Genomic DNA, 16078 nt, shown 5'->3' with positions numbered 1-16078 from the left:
GGTAGTTATGCCTGTTTTAACAAATAACTGCTGTAAATTAATAATAAATCACGAAACGGTACAGACTCCTGAATATTTTTTACAAGAACATGATCTAAAAAATAATTAGTTGTTTGTTAAAACAATTTCAGGAAAGTATGTGTTTGAGTATAAAAACACACTTATCAAAAAATAAGTGTGTTTTTAGTGATAAGCGGTTTTATTTGATTGGACGCATGGTTGGGAATAAAATAACGTCACGAATCGTGTGACTATTAGTAAATAGCATCACAGTACGGTCAATACCGATCCCAAGCCCTGCCGTTGGCGGTAAGCCGTGTTCAAGTGCGGTGATGTAATCTTCATCATAGAACATCGCTTCATCATCTCCGGCATCTTTTTGTGATACTTGATCGGCAAAGCGTTGAGCTTGATCTTCGGCATCGTTAAGTTCTGAGAATCCATTGCCAATTTCACGACCACCAATAAAGAACTCGAATCGGTCTGTTACAAATGGGTTTTCGTCGTTACGGCGAGCAAGCGGTGATACTTCTGCTGGGTATTCGGTAATAAAAGTTGGTTGAATTAAGTTTGATTCAGCCACTTCTTCAAAAATTTCAGTCACAACACGACCAAGTCCCCAACCTTTTTCAATTTTAATGCCAATTGACTGTGCAATAGCACAAGCTTTATCAAAATCATCTAAGTCTGCATTATTGGTTTCTGGACGGTAATGGCAAATAGCCTCACGCATGGTCATTTTGACAAAAGGTTTACCAAAATCAAAAGTATGATCGCCATATTGCACAACCGCATCGCCTGTTACTGCAATTGCTAAACGACGGAATAATGCTTCTGTTAATACGATCAGATCTTTGTAATCAGCATAAGCCATGTACATTTCCATCATGGTAAATTCTGGGTTATGCCTTGGCGATACACCTTCGTTACGGAAGTTACGGTTGATCTCAAATACTCGCTCAAAACCACCTACGACTAAACGTTTTAAGTAAAGTTCAGGTGCAATACGCATATACATGTCTAAATCAAGCGCATTGTGATGTGTAATAAATGGTTTAGCTGATGCACCACCCGGAATTACCTGCATCATTGGCGTTTCAACTTCCATAAAGTGGTTTTCAATCATAAAGTTACGAATTTCGCTGACTACTTTTGAACGTGCTTTAAACGTTTCTCTTGATTCTTGATTGGTGATAAGATCTAAGTAACGTTGACGATAACGCATCTCTTGATCAGCAAGTCCATGAAACTTATCTGGTAATGGGCGAAGTGCTTTGGTCAGTAAACGAATTTCTTCACAGTGAATAGAAAGCTCACCTGTTTTAGTTTTAAATAGGTAACCTTTAGCACCAACAATGTCCCCTAAATCCCACTTTTTAAATTGTTCATTATAAAAACCTTCTGGTAAATCATCACGGGTAACGTAAAGTTGGATTTGCCCAGCAACATCTTGTAAAGAAACAAACGAGGCTTTACCCATAATACGACGCATCATCATACGTCCTGCCACCGTTACGGTAATTTTCTGTTCAATAAGCTCTTCGTTGGTTTTATCGCCATATTGTTGATGAAGATCGTTTGAAATCGCATCACGGCGAAAATCATTAGGAAATGCAATACCTTGTTCACGAAGCTGTGCGAGCTTTTCACGACGTACTTTTAGTTCGTTATTTAACTCTTCAATTTGGTTTTGTTGATCTTGCTGCTGTGTTGACATAGTTTTACCTTTTATTTATAACCAAGCGGTTTATAAACCTGCTTTTAAGCTTTCTTCAATAAATTGATCTAAATCGCCATCTAATACGGCTTGCGTATTACGGGTTTCGACGCCTGTGCGTAAATCTTTAATGCGTGAATCATCAAGCACATAAGATCGAATTTGACTTCCCCAACCAATGTCAGACTTGTTTTCTTCCATTTGCTGTTTTTCGGCATTCTTTTTTTGCATTTCAAGCTCATACAGTTTTGCTTTTAACTGTTTCATGGCTTGATCTTTATTGCTGTGTTGTGATCGGTTATTTTGGCACTGTGTTACAATGCCTGTTGGAACATGGGTAATACGTACTGCAGACTCGGTTTTATTAACATGTTGACCACCAGCTCCCGATGCTCGGTAAACATCAATACGAAGATCGGCTGGATTAATATCAATATCAATATCGTCATCAATTTCAGGATACACAAACACTGAAGCAAACGAAGTATGACGTCGATTACCCGAATCAAATGGACTTTTTCGTACTAAACGATGAACCCCTGTCTCGGTGCGTAACCAACCATAAGCATAATCACCCGATACTTTAATTGTTGCTGATTTGATGCCAGCAACATCGCCATCTGAAACTTCCATTACTTCGGTTGTAAAGCCTTTTGATTCAGCCCAACGTAAATACATTCTAAGTAACATTTCAGCCCAATCTTGCGCTTCTGTGCCCCCAGAACCTGATTGAATATCCAAATAACAATCTGCACTGTCGTAATTGCCTGAAAACATTCGTCGAAACTCAAGCCCTGCTAATTTTTTTTCTAATTGTTCAAGTTCGAACAGGGTTTCGTCAAAGGTGTCTTGATCTTCGGCTTCGATAGCCAGTTCAAGCAAGCCTTCTACATCATCAAGACCTTGATTTAACGAGTTGATCGTGTTGATGATTTCGTCAAGTGCAACGCGTTCTTTACCTAATGCTTGTGCTTTTTCAGGATCGGCCCAAACTTCGGCTTGTTCTAGTTCGGCATTAACTTCTTCTAGCCGTTCTTTTTTGACATCATAGTCAAAGATACCCCCGAATCACAGCAGTGCGCTCGGTAAGTTCAGCTATTTTGGTTTTTACTGGATTAACTTCAAACATATTTTTATTTGGATTTTATTGGCTTTGATTTTTTTAAGAATCGCTCATTGTAGCGGATTTAGGCATGATTTAGCAATGACCAATTTTAGGTCTGTAAGGTTAACTTATTGATAAATTAAAAAATAAAAATGACGCATAATACGTCATTTTTAATAAAAATTTATTTTTATAATAATTATTATTTAGCTTGAGCATAAAGTTCGGCAACTTTATCCCAGTTGACTACATTCCAAAAGGCACCGATGTAATCAACACGGCGATTTTGATATTTTAAGTAATAAGCGTGTTCCCAAACATCAAGCGTTAAAATTGGCGTACCAGAAACACCCGCAAATTTTTCGCCCATAATTGGAGAATCTTGATTAGCAGTAGATACAACAGCAAGTTTGCCATTTTGTAGTACTAACCAAGCCCAACCTGAACCAAAGCGAGTGGCTGCCGCTGCTGCAAATTTTTCTTTAAACGCATCAACCGAACCAAAATCCTTTTCGATTGCTGCTTTAAGTTCACCTTTAAGCTCGGTACCAACTTTTAACAGTTCCCAGAATAAGGTGTGGTTAACATGTCCACCCACATTATTTTTGATAGCGGTTAATTTGTCAGCGGGGACTTTATCTAAATTTTTTAATAATTCGCTTGGGCATAATTCTCTTAGTTCAGCAGACAATGATTCAATCGCCGCATTCGCATTATTCACATAAGTTTGGTGATGCTTGTCATGATGAAGATGCATGGTTTCTGAATCGATATAAGGTTCTAATGCATCATAAGCATAAGGTAGGGGCGGTAAAGTATAAGCCATGGTATTGTTCCTTTCTGGTATTATTAACTGCTTTATTCCAGCAGTATACGGGCTATTGAAATTACTAACAATCTATTAGATAGATAGCTAATGACTATCTATTTTATTAACTTTCATTATTTTTTAAATAGGGTATATACATCATAATGGCGTGATTTTCACTAATTAACTTTTCTTCAACGTGATTGTCAATTAAATGTGTTTTACGTTGCCATATTTTATTATGTCTGGTGTACCCTCCCCACCATTGTTGTTCAATGCGGTGATCGGTCTCAAAAACTTGATAAGTATAAGATAAAGGCGTATCAGCAAGTAATTCGCCATGTAAATATTCATCATCAAGCCAAAGATTAAGTCGATAAGTGGTATTGGTTTTGTTTAGTAATTGTAAATCCACATAGTTATACGATAAAGTTGCACCACAGGCGAACGGAATGGTACGATTAACATCAGGAAAAACATCAAAGCTATGTCGCCAACGCTCAACTATAGTCAAATCAGAATGTAATACAATCCAATAAATTAAGTTACCTAATTGGCACAAACCGCCGCCAATATCTTTACCAATTTGTCCATTATGCAGTGATAATCCTTCTAGAAATCCTCGACGTTTTGATGGGCGTCCTACTTTGTGCCAGATCGAAAACCGTTGATTCGGTTTTATGATTGAGCCATTGAGTTTTTCAATCGCTAAACGAAGATTTGTGATTTTGTTGTACTGTAAATACATATCAACGTCTTTTAATTGGCGTAACAAAACAGACCGGTGTTTTTTATGTGAATAACGGCATGTATTGTCATTAATATCAACCACACTATAGGATTTGCGCTGTCGCCACCAATCAAGTTTGCGTTTTAATATAAAGTACTCTTTGCCTAATTTTAGTCTTAAATTGCTGCGTTTTTCTGGTTTTTCAACAGCACTATTTTGCATAATATTTAATTTCCTTATCTGTAAATATCTAAAGTTTTATTTATTTAATGATGCTTGATAGTGTTGGCTTAGCTTATTAAGAAATTTGTAAAGTGTTTGATTCATTTCAGTGTAATCATGAGAACGAAGCTTATCTGGTGTATCAACAAAGCGATATTTTTCAGCTTGGCTAAGTTCTTTTTGTGAATGAGCAATAAGCGCTTTAACGATATTTGGGGTAAATTCCAAATGGCATTGAAATCCATAGACAAGTTTATCATAAGCAATGATTTGACGAGGACACCCTTCACTATAAGCGATGATTTGGGCGTTATTGGTTAAACCTGGCATATCATTGTGCCAATGTCCTACCGCTAAGGTATGATCAAAGTCAGCAAATAGAGGATGTTCTTTGCCGATTTGCGTTAATGTAATCGGGAATTTACCAATTTCTTTTTCGGGACTTTGAGTATGACTTGCACCTAATGCCTCACCAATTAATTGTGCCCCTAAACACACTCCAATAACCATTTTACCGGCATTGATTGCCGATAAAATAACGGTTTGTTCTGCCTGTGAATCAAAATAAGCACACTCTTGTTTGGTTGTTGATGGGGATTGAGGACCACCCATGATAATTAGTAAATCAATACCATTAACGCTTTTCGGCAGTGATTCGCCAAGATAAACACGAGAGTAAGTTATTGTGTGATGATGATTTATTGCCCATTGCTCATAAGCCCCCGGTGCTTCAAAATCTTCATGAATAATAAAATGGATATGCATTGGTAAATTCTCCCGTTCTATCAATATGATGATTGGATAAAATCTATATCGTTAATTTTGATAAAGTTACTAAAATAGTATGAACAAGTTATTTACAAATACAATAGTATTTTTTAGATAAATAGAATAAATAATTTTTAAGAAATAAATCGATATGTTGATAGTTTTTATGGGAAAATAAAGTAGGTTAGTTTTTTGAAAGTTGGCTCCTCCAACAGGACTTGAACCTGTGACATACGGATTAACAGTCCGCCGTTCTACCGACTGAACTATGGAGGAACCGAAATGTAGCGCGCATATTATAGATTTAATGGCGCTATGTCAATAGTTAAATTATTTGAAATGCTTTTTTGTGTAAAATTTCCTCTTTTTATTATTATTCAAGTGTTAGGATTGTCTTGAATAAATGGCGTTGTCTGAGTAATTGTTGTGGGTGTGATCCTAGTTCTTGTTGTGGAATAACCTGATTTAGATCTCGATAATAATCAACCCAATAAGACAAAATTTCATTTGTTGTTAAGTCATTAAAATTCATCGGATATAATGCAAAATAGTCATTACCTTGTTCAGTTTTAAAGGCATAAGTAATCAGTTCGCTACAATAAAAGCCATCTGCATTGGGATGAAAGCTGTGATTGTAAGGTGAACCTAAGCATTGTTTTACTCGTCTTAGTGCATTTTGAATAACAACTAAGTCATGGATTCTACCAATGATATTGTGCTTAGCTGCACAAATAAAATTAGTCAATGATTGTTCAATCACGCCATAGTTTTGTGTTGCTTCAATGACAATATTATTTCCAACGTATAAACCAACATGATTAATGCTTTTGGTTATTTCATCTATGTTTGGTACTGCTCCTGAACGGCTTACAGCACCATTAAAAGCATTATTTTTTTTAAGGCTTTGGAAGATAATATCTCCGCATTGGATATTATTGTTTTTTAGCACGATAACGCCATAGTGAAAACATTACACAAGTCGCGATAATAAATTTAAGCGCATCAACACCAACAAATGGCAGATACCCCACTTTTAAAGCGTCAATAAGCGTAATGTGTAAATAACCCATTAAATAGACAACACCAAATACAAATAACAATTGATGCGCGCAAGCGAATGCAATTAATCCTAAAATAAAGTGACGATCATAACCCTTTTCAGCTGCAAAACCTGCTAAATAGGCACTAAATACATAGCCATATAAGTAACCTGAAGAAGGTGATGCTAACGCTATAATTCCACCACTACCATTGGCAAATAGTGGTAACCCAATCGCCCCTAAAAAAAGGTATTGAATTATTGTTAATGCACCTAACTTACGACCTAAAAAAGCGCCAATTAACAAAACGGCTAATGATTGTAATGTAAAAGGCACGGGGTAAGTTGGTATGCTAATATTAGCTGCCAGTCCTAAAAGGAGCGCTGCACTGGTGGTGGTTAATAGTTTACGTTGCCAAGAAGATAAATTTACCAGGGTTGTGATAAATGTTGGATAATATGAAGTGGATTGTTGTTTCATTGCTTTCTACCTTTGATATATAAATAGTAAATCAATAATAGCGCAATGCATTTCAATGTAAACTATTTTTTGTTAAAATTGTTTACATTGAAGTTAAAATAGTTGTTATTCCCTATAAAATAAAGGATACGATAACAACGTGAATATTTAATTTAAACTAAATAAGGATTGCTGTTCCGTTCATAACCAAAACTTGACATTGGGCCGTGTCCTGGTACAAAAAGAAAGTTATCACCAAGTGGAAATAACTTATTTTTTATGGACGAAATTAAATCAGTATAGTTACCACGAGGAAAATCAGTCCTCCCTATACTGCCTTTAAATAATACATCACCAACAAAGGCTAGTGTGTCTGAATGATTAATAAAAACAATATGTCCCGGTGTATGTCCCGGACAAAAAAGTACGTCAAGTTCAATTTTACCAACTTGAATTTTATCGCCTTCCTTTAACCAGTGATTTGGTAAAAAGCTTTCAATATGAGGAAAGCCAAATTGTATACATTGTTGTGGCAAATTGGTGAATAGAAATTCATCTTCGGCACTAGATCCCATTATTCTTACATGATAATGTTTAGCCAACTCGGCTGCTGCACCAACATGATCTAAATGTCCATGGGTTAATAAAATTTGCTTAATATTAACGCCTAGCTTCTCAACTGCTTTTTTCAAGAGTTCGGGTTCGCCACCGGGATCGATAATTGCACCTTCCATCGTTTCATCACACCAAATAATGCTACAATTTTCTTGAAAAGCGGTAACGGGGATGATTTGGTATTGGAACATAGATTTATCTCCTTGTTTCTTGGTGATGAGTAGTTAGATTTTGTCCGTCTTCTTTTTTTAGTTGTGCGAAAATAAAGCTTGATAGCACTGTAACTACTCCAAGTATAACAAATGTTAATTGAAATGCGTGAAGAGTACTCGTTGAGTTGCTAATCAATCGCAGTAAAACTGCGCCAAAACCTGTACCAAAACTGATTGCTAATTGTTGATTTACTGCCATTAAACTATTGCCACTACTTGTATTATCTTTTTCTAAGTTAGCAAGAGTTATGCTATTCATGGCAGTATATTGCATGGAATTGATGCCGCCGATACAAAATAGCAATAAACTGATAAGGATAAGAGGTGTCGATAAATTTAACTGGGACATTAAAACAATCATTACACCAGCTAAAATTGTATTGGTAACGAGTACGAAGCGGTAACCTAAACGCGCTAAAATACGTGGAATAAATATTCGGGTACAAAGTGAAGCAATAGCCATTGGCACTAGCATAATACCAGCAAAGATAGCAGAGTAGCCAAATCCTATTTGTAATAATAACGGAATTAGAAAAGGTACACCTGATATTCCTAATCGGCAAACTAGATTGCCAATAATACCGATTTTGAATGTTCGAATCTTAAAGAGTGATAATGGAAATAAAGGGTTGTGTTTCTTTCTTGCATACCTGCGATAAATCAATAAAAATAGTAGGCAGATTATTGCAAGTAGTAATGGAACAGGGTATGTCTGATCTTGGCTTAAAATTTCGACACTTAACGTGGCACTTATAAAGCTAATAACAATAAAGATAAAGCCAAATAAGTCAAAAGGCATATGTTGACCTTTTAAATTAGGCATATATTTCCAACTGATTATCACACCTAAAATACCAATGGGTAAATTAATAAAAAATACCCAATGCCAACTGACCACATCAACCAAATATCCCCCCAAAACTGGCCCCAAAACAGGACCGATTAAACCTGGAATTGTGGCAGTATTTAAAGCTGCTAAAAAATCACTACGCTTAAAAGATTTTATCAATACTAAACGTGATATAGGTACCATCATCGAGCCACCAATACCTTGAATTACTCGTGATATATCTAAAAAAATTAAAGAATTGGATAAAGCGCAAAGTAGTGATCCTAACGTAAATAGTGAGACGGCCATAACAAAGATATTTCTAGTACCAAATTTATCCGATAAAAAGCCACTAACAGGAATAAATAAAGCTAAGGTTAAAGCATAACTTATCACAGCAGACTGCATGTTTAAGGGCGACTCATTAAGATCCCTTGCCATGGTAGGTAGTGCGGTATTTAATATCGAGGTGTCGAGCGATTGCATAAAAAAAGCAAATGCCGCAATCCATGGTAATATGCGATACACAAAAGGGGAAAACTGTGATTCACTATTCATTTTAATTTAGCCTAAAATAATTTAAATGCTATGGTTTGGTAAAATAATTCTGTAATGTTTATGAAGTTATTTTAGCTTTTTTTTATACTATTGATTCTGTTAAATAACGTCAAAGTGTTTGTTAAAATTGTGTTGAGTATGTGATCTGACGGCTCATTGCGTAATTGTGTTAAGATCTTAAACACCTCGGTAATGTATTCAGGACGATTTGGTTGACCTTGACGTCCACTTAATGGCATATCGGGTGCATCTGTTTCAAGTACTAGGCTTTCAAGTGGTAATTGAGCAATTGTATTGCGAGTCTTATTGGCTCTAGAATAACTAATTACACCTCCCACACCAATATAATAACCGAGTTTAATAAATTGCATTGCTTGCTGATAGCTACCTGAAAATCCATGTATCACGCCACGACAAGGTAAATTGGCTCGATGTAGTTCATGATAGATAATATCATGTGTTTTACGAGAGTGAATCAAAACAGGTAAATCAAACTGTTTAGCAAGCGATAATTGTTCCCTGAAAACTACAAGTTGTTCTTGCCAATCGATAGTTAAATTGTGTCTATCTAAGCCAATCTCACCAATGGCGACAAGTTTTTGGGGATTAGTTTTTAGTATACTTATTAATTGTTGTAGATCAGCCTGAGTATGCCGATAAATAGGATGTAAGCCTAATGCTGTATAAATTTCATCATAAGTTTCAGAAAGCTGTAAGATTGTATTAAAGTGCGAAGCTGAAACAGCGGGAATAATTAATCCTGTAATATTCGCTTGTTGAATCTGATATATCGACTCAGCAATATGCTGTGTAAACAGTGGAAAATTAAAATGGCAATGCGTATCGATAAACATTATGCCTCCTATTCTACTGCTTTTTGATGTAATAAAATTGGCAATAAAAATCGCTCAGCAGCAAATATAATTTGCTCAATGAGTTTATCGGTTAATTCAGGATAAAGACGAGTATAATAACTATCACTCTCAGCGGATTGATTAAATCCTCCTTGCCATGAATTTAAAAGCTGATTGATAGCCCTATCGCTAGCGATAATTTTACCTGTTTTTTTGTCATAAGCTGTAATTAACCAACTCCATGAACTTTTTAATGGCATTAATAATGGTTCATTGATACCTTGTAAATAGCCTTCAACTAAATTAGTTAATATAGTTAAAGCTTGATCTGCATTTAAATGTGAAAATCGCCATTCATTATCTTCTCTACCATATATACGACTTTGACTCTCAATTTTATTGGGATTTAAAATGCAATAAACCAAATGATCAATCCATAATGAAATACCATCACGAATGGAAAGCTTAGATGGCTGCCATGTTAAAATACCATCTTGTTGAATATGGGTTAACCAACCTTGTAATTGGTAATGTTGTTGATTCAGTAAAATAGTCAAATTAACTTCTTGCGTTGTCATGTCCAAGCGTTCTTGGCAGATTTTATCAGCTAATGATTGCATTGTTTCATTTTGCTCATGGTAAATAATCTGACCAAATGCACCGTCAGGTAAATCACCCGTTAGTGCTAAATGTTGATATAAATCATCTGAACGTTGAGGTTCTTTGGCAATAAGTTGATTTAAAATCTGCAAATTCAATTGGTAACGCTGTAAACTATCAAGATTAAAGTTTTCCGCATCTGGTAACGTATCATCAAGATAGTTAAGATAAAAATTAAAGCGCTTTTGTAAAAATAGTCTAATTGGATGTTGGTAAAATCGTTTTAACTCATCAAGACTGATATTATCGACACTGATAGCGGGTATTTCACTAATAAACTCCTGATTTTTCCCTTGCTGTAATGCGGCTGGTAACCATTCATCGGCATAACTCTTGGGATTTTCTAGAAAATTTAGGGGATTAAATGGTGTACGAGTGTGGTTGACCCGTAAAAAATCCAAGTTGTTAGTAATGTTATTAATCTGATTTACAGGAATATTATAATATTGTGCAATATATTCCCAAAATTCATCAACGAGTATTGAGGGATAACGTTCACTATCATCTTTTATATCTCGTCCAATATAACTGATATAGAGCTGATTTTGCGCCGATAAAATGGCTTCTAAAAAGAGATAGCGATCATCATTACGACGACTGCGATCGCCTCGCTTTGGGTGATGAGCAATAAGATCAAAATCAAGTGGTAGTGATGTTCTTGGATAATCACCATCATTCATACCCAATAAACAAACAACTTTAAATGGAATAGAGCGCATTGGCATCATAGTACAAAAGTTTATTTTACCGACTAAAAAACGATGTGCTAAATGATTCTGTTCTAAGCGAGATTGCATAGCATCATGCAAAATAGTGATAGAAATATTATCTAAATAGTTAGCCGATAAACCACTATTGATTAGTTTTTGCCATTCTTCTTCGAGCATCATTAAAATAGATTCACGTTGATGATTACTGACAAAAAAATCGTTGATCAATTCAAGACAGCAACTTTGCCATTCAATTAATGGTTTATCCTCACTTAGGATCGTGAACCATTTACTTACGACTTTAATAAACTCTGCCAATTGACCAATTAATTCCGCATCTAAACCTGTTGCACCATCATACGGCAATATTTGTTGCCAACCACCTTGTTCGCTATTCATGGTGTAGCCAAGTAATAATCGCTCAAGTCCAAATAACCAACTATGTGCGTTTTCAAGACCAAAGCGAATACCGGATTCAACAATCCATGTGCGCAACAATGTTAATTGAGATTCACTAATTGCAAATTTTTCTGAAATTGCTGGTATTTCTAATAAGTTAAACAGTTCTTCAGCCGTAAATCGACTTTGTGGGAAATTTAGAATAGTAAAAAAACCTTGAACAATCGGATCAATATTTCGGGCTTTTTGATCAGAAATAGTAAAAGGCAAATAACGCTTTCCATAAGCATTACCAAAAACAGCCCGAATATAAGGAACATATTTATCAATATCGGACACCATCACAATGCAATCGCGTAATTCTAGTGTAGGATCTTCATCAAAAACAGATAAAAGATAATCATACAGTACTTCAACTTCACGTTGTTCACTATGACAAGCATGAAACGATAGTGATTTATCTATGAGTTCAATTGGTTTTTGAACATCAGCTATTGGATAAAGTTCAAGAATATCTTGCTGAATTGCATGTAATAGACAATCTCGGTTTTGATCGACAAATACATCAATATCTTGTTTATCATTAAATTCCTGTAACAAAAACAGATTATCACGTCCAAGTTTTCCCCACGAAGTTAAAAGTGGATTAGGGATTTTGTCTGGGGTGTTTAATATATCCGACAACTGCTTTTCAACAATATCACCCCAATACCATTTACACGGATTATTAAACATTAAATGCACATCAATATGTTTTCCTAGTGCAGCAAGAAGTGAAAGGTAAATCGGCGGTAGCGAGGTAATACCAAAAATAAAAATACGATTGGGTAACGAATTTAAACGTGAGCGATCAAAGCTATCATCTGATAAAATTTCAAGCATTTGTTGATAAATATTAGCACGATGATAAGGTTGACTGATTGATAGCAACTTCCTCCACAGCTCTGCTTGCCATACTTCATCAGAATGATTGTTTAATTCAGCTACAGTTTGGTTTGCTTCCCATTTTGCTAACCAATCAGGACGATAAACTAAATATTGGTCAAATAACCGAGCGATTCGTATTGCTAATTGATACTGTTTTCTATCTTGTTTATCAATATCAAGATAATGTTTAAGTGAAGTAAATTCAGGTTGTTTAATAACTTGAGGCAACAAATAATACAAACGCCAGCTCATTGATTCAACATTATAACTATTTTCAATTGGTGCCTCGGGTAATAATGTTTGATAAAGTTGCCAAATAAACTGCGTTGGAAAAAGAAAATCAACATTAGCCACAATACCTAAATCATCTGCCAACGCAATTTGTAGCCATTGTGACATACCTTGGCTTTGTACCATAACAATATCAGGCGTAAATACGTCCTCTAATGGTTGCCTACGCATTAACTCGCTCACGAGTGATTTAAGTAGATCGACTTGATTTGAATGGTAAATGGTAAACATAGTTGTGTTAATGTTGATAAGATTTATTTAGATTATCGCTGATAGCAACCAATAAATCTAGTTAGTGTTACGTTTCAATCTAACTTTGGTAAGCTAAAATTAAAAAAGGTTACTTAGCAATGTAAGCAACCTTTTTATATATAGTAGAGCATCAAATGTAAATTATTGACCTATACGGCGTGTTAATTCTATAACACGAATTTTTGCTAAAGCTTTTGACAGTTCGGCAGAAGCTTGGGCAAATGTCATATCATCACTTAGGTGATTGATGTGTTCTTGTGCTTGTCTCACTGCTTCTTGTGCTCTTGCTTCATCTAGGTCTTCGCCACGAATCGCTGTATCTGCTAAGATGGTTACGATATTAGGTTGAACCTCTAAGATGCCACCGGATAGATAGATAAACTCTTCTTCGCCATTTGCCTTCACAATCCCAACCATTCCTGGTTTTATGGTTGTGAGTAGGGGAGTATGCCCAGGGTAAATTCCTAATTCACCTTCTCTACCTGTTACTCTGATTCGCTGAACATCACCTGAAAATAGGTGAGATTCAGCACTAACAACTTCTAATTGATAGGAAGTTAGTGCCATAATACGATCTCCATTAATATGATCTTCGTTCAATGAATCTCTTAGAGAGATTTTGCTTTCTCAATTGCTTCATCAATTGAACCAACCATATAAAATGCTTGTTCAGGGATATGATCATAATCACCGTTCATGATTCCTTTAAATGCACTAATAGTGTCTTTTAATGGTACATATTTCCCTGGTGATCCTGTAAATACTTCTGCAACAAAGAATGGTTGAGATAAGAATCGTTGAATTTTACGAGCACGCGCAACGATCAATTTATCATCTTCTGATAGCTCATCCATACCAAGAATTGCAATAATGTCTTTTAATTCTTGATAACGTTGTAGAATCGATTGAACGCCACGAGCACAATCATAATGCTCTTGCCCAACAACTAAAGGATCTAATTGGCGACTTGTTGAATCTAGTGGATCTACCGCAGGATAGATACCTAAAGAAGCAATTTGACGACTCAATACGATTGTTGCATCTAAGTGCGCAAAGGTTGTTGCTGGTGACGGGTCAGTTAAGTCATCCGCTGGTACATATACCGCTTGGATTGATGTGATTGATCCCGTTTTTGTTGAAGTAATACGTTCTTGTAATAACCCCATTTCTTCGGCTAATGTCGGTTGGTAACCTACTGCTGATGGCATACGACCTAATAGCGCGGATACTTCGGTACCTGCTAAGGTATAACGGTAAATATTATCAATAAATAATAAAACGTCTTTACCTTCGTCACGGAATTTTTCAGCCATGGTTAACCCTGTTAACGCAACACGTAAACGGTTTCCTGGTGGCTCATTCATTTGACCATAAACTAACGATACTTTATCAAGTACGTTTGATTCTTTCATTTCATGATAGAAGTCATTACCTTCACGAGTACGCTCACCTACACCAGTAAATACAGAGTAACCAGAGTGTTCGATCGCAATGTTACGGATTAGCTCCATCATGTTAACGGTTTTACCTACACCAGCACCACCGAATAGACCGACTTTACCACCTTTAGCAAATGGACAAATTAAGTCGATAACTTTAATACCTGTTTCAAGTAATTCTGTTGAGTTTGCAAGTTCTTCATAGGTTGGTGCTGCACGGTGAATCGCCCAACGTTCTTCTTCGCCAATTGGACCTGCTTTATCAACAGGATCACCAAGTACGTTCATAATACGACCTAGTGTTTTTGTACCAACCGGCACTTCGATGCCGTGACCTGTGTTTACTACGCTAAGTCCACGTCTTAAACCATCAGATGAACCCATTGCGATACAACAAACAACGCCACCACCTAATTGTTGTTGAACTTCCAGAACTAATTTCTCAGTGCCTGTTTCCACTTCTAATGCGTCATATACCTTTGGTACAGCATCTTCTGGGAACTCGACATCAACCACCGCACCGATGATCTGGACAATCTTTCCAGTAGCCATTTTTAATCCTCTACGTCTTTTTCTTAACTATAAGCCAATATTTAGCACTAACCTGAAACAGCAGCTGCACCTGATACAATATCAATTAATTCATTCGTGATAGCACCTTGACGGGCTTTGTTATACACAATTTGTAATTCATTGATTAAGTTTGCACCATTATCTGTTGCTGCTTTCATGGCCACCATTCTTGCTGCTTGTTCACTCGCTAAATTATCAACAACTGCTTGATAGACTTGTGATTCAATATAGCGACGTAAAATTACATCTAATAATGATTTAGCATCAGGCTCATAAATATAATCCCATGATGAAGCTTTAAGCTCTTTATCCTCTGATGGCGGTAATGGTAATAACTGCTGGATTGTTGGCTTTTGCGACATGGTATTAATAAATTTATTAGTAACAGTATATAATTTATCAATTTTACCGCTATCGTATGCCTCAAGCATTGTTTTTACCGGGCCAATTAAATCAGATAAAGTTGGTTCATCACCCAAGTTAGTTACTTGAGTCAAAATATTTGTTTTTACTGATGTAAAAAACGAAACACCCCGCGAACCAATTAAAGCAACATCTGCTTCAACACCCTTTTCCTGCCATGCTGACATATCAGCAATGACAGTTTTAAAAAGATTGATATTTAAACCACCACATAAACCACGATCGGTTGAAATGATAAGATAGCCAACTCGCTTTACATCTCTTTCTTCTAAATAAGGATGTTTGGCGCCTATCTGAGCTAACGCTAAATGTCCAATTACTTCACGAATCATTTCGGCATATGGTCGACTAGCAGCCATTCTATCTTGTGTTTTACGCATTTTAGAATTGGCAACCATTTCCATCGCTTTAGTGATTTTTTGCGTACTTTGGATACTGGCAATTTTTGTTCTAATCTCTTTTGCATTAGCCATTTTTTACCTCACCC

14 protein-coding genes and 1 tRNA gene are annotated in these 16078 nt (G+C 36.0%); all 15 read right to left on the bottom strand.

The features are described from left to right. Positions 1 to 199: 199 nt before the first annotated feature. The gene (gene lysS, locus GQ589_RS06435; protein WP_160401130.1) at positions 200 to 1717 is read right to left on the bottom strand and encodes a lysine--tRNA ligase; all 1518 of its coding nucleotides are present in this window, start codon (positions 1715 to 1717) and stop codon (positions 200 to 202) included. A 30-nt stretch (positions 1718 to 1747) separates the two neighbouring features. Continuing rightward, a protein-coding gene (gene prfB, locus GQ589_RS06430; RefSeq protein ID WP_160401129.1) for a peptide chain release factor 2 occupies positions 1748 to 2846 on the bottom strand; the annotation gives its coding sequence in 2 pieces (ribosomal slippage) (positions 1748 to 2770 and positions 2772 to 2846; 1098 coding nt in all). A gap of 178 nt (positions 2847 to 3024) precedes the next feature. Next, positions 3025 to 3648, bottom strand: coding sequence for a Fe-Mn family superoxide dismutase (locus tag GQ589_RS06425; RefSeq protein ID WP_160425221.1), 624 nt, complete (start codon positions 3646 to 3648; stop codon positions 3025 to 3027). A 106-nt stretch (positions 3649 to 3754) separates the two neighbouring features. Continuing rightward, the gene (locus GQ589_RS06420; protein WP_160401127.1) at positions 3755 to 4582 is read right to left on the bottom strand and encodes a VanW family protein; all 828 of its coding nucleotides are present in this window, start codon (positions 4580 to 4582) and stop codon (positions 3755 to 3757) included. A 36-nt stretch (positions 4583 to 4618) separates the two neighbouring features. Next, positions 4619 to 5347: a type 1 glutamine amidotransferase gene (locus tag GQ589_RS06415; RefSeq protein ID WP_160425219.1), complete on the bottom strand. Its 729-nt coding sequence runs from the start codon at positions 5345 to 5347 to the stop codon at positions 4619 to 4621. Between the two features lie 203 nt (positions 5348 to 5550). Continuing rightward, positions 5551 to 5626 (bottom strand) — tRNA-Asn (locus GQ589_RS06410). Positions 5627 to 5723: 97 nt separating this feature from the next. Further along, the gene (locus tag GQ589_RS06405) at positions 5724 to 6299 is read right to left on the bottom strand and encodes a YiiX/YebB-like N1pC/P60 family cysteine hydrolase (protein ID WP_160401125.1); all 576 of its coding nucleotides are present in this window, start codon (positions 6297 to 6299) and stop codon (positions 5724 to 5726) included. Next, positions 6283 to 6870 carry a biotin transporter BioY gene (locus GQ589_RS06400; RefSeq protein ID WP_160412665.1) on the bottom strand — a complete coding sequence of 196 codons (588 nt, stop codon included), beginning with the start codon at positions 6868 to 6870 and terminating at the stop codon, positions 6283 to 6285. The genes GQ589_RS06405 and GQ589_RS06400 overlap by 17 nt, the downstream gene beginning before the upstream one ends. A gap of 152 nt (positions 6871 to 7022) precedes the next feature. Continuing rightward, the gene (locus GQ589_RS06395) at positions 7023 to 7655 is read right to left on the bottom strand and encodes an MBL fold metallo-hydrolase (protein ID WP_160401123.1); all 633 of its coding nucleotides are present in this window, start codon (positions 7653 to 7655) and stop codon (positions 7023 to 7025) included. Positions 7656 to 7659: 4 nt separating this feature from the next. After that, on the bottom strand, positions 7660 to 9063 hold the full coding sequence (locus tag GQ589_RS06390) for a DHA2 family efflux MFS transporter permease subunit (RefSeq protein WP_160425216.1): 1404 nt from the start codon (positions 9061 to 9063) through the stop codon (positions 7660 to 7662). A 71-nt stretch (positions 9064 to 9134) separates the two neighbouring features. Beyond that, complete coding sequence (locus GQ589_RS06385) at positions 9135 to 9917, bottom strand: TatD family hydrolase (RefSeq protein ID WP_160425214.1); 783 nt, start codon at positions 9915 to 9917, stop codon at positions 9135 to 9137. Between the two features lie 8 nt (positions 9918 to 9925). Next, complete coding sequence (gene recC, locus GQ589_RS06380) at positions 9926 to 13135, bottom strand: exodeoxyribonuclease V subunit gamma (RefSeq protein ID WP_160425212.1); 3210 nt, start codon at positions 13133 to 13135, stop codon at positions 9926 to 9928. A gap of 162 nt (positions 13136 to 13297) precedes the next feature. Further along, positions 13298 to 13723 carry a F0F1 ATP synthase subunit epsilon gene (locus GQ589_RS06375; protein ID WP_160401119.1) on the bottom strand — a complete coding sequence of 142 codons (426 nt, stop codon included), beginning with the start codon at positions 13721 to 13723 and terminating at the stop codon, positions 13298 to 13300. Positions 13724 to 13764: 41 nt separating this feature from the next. Continuing rightward, on the bottom strand, positions 13765 to 15147 hold the full coding sequence (atpD, locus tag GQ589_RS06370) for a F0F1 ATP synthase subunit beta (RefSeq protein ID WP_160401118.1): 1383 nt from the start codon (positions 15145 to 15147) through the stop codon (positions 13765 to 13767). A gap of 47 nt (positions 15148 to 15194) precedes the next feature. Next, positions 15195 to 16064 (bottom strand): F0F1 ATP synthase subunit gamma, encoded by an 870-nt coding sequence (gene atpG, locus GQ589_RS06365; protein ID WP_160425210.1) that lies wholly within the window; start codon positions 16062 to 16064, stop codon positions 15195 to 15197. Positions 16065 to 16078: the final 14 nt, after the last annotated feature.

It is taken from the genome of Gilliamella sp. Pas-s27 (genome assembly GCF_009795865.1).
Taxonomy (GTDB): Bacteria; Pseudomonadota; Gammaproteobacteria; order Enterobacterales; family Orbaceae; genus Gilliamella.
Note: the sequence above shows the minus strand (reverse complement) of the source record. Positions and strands in the feature narration are given on the sequence as shown.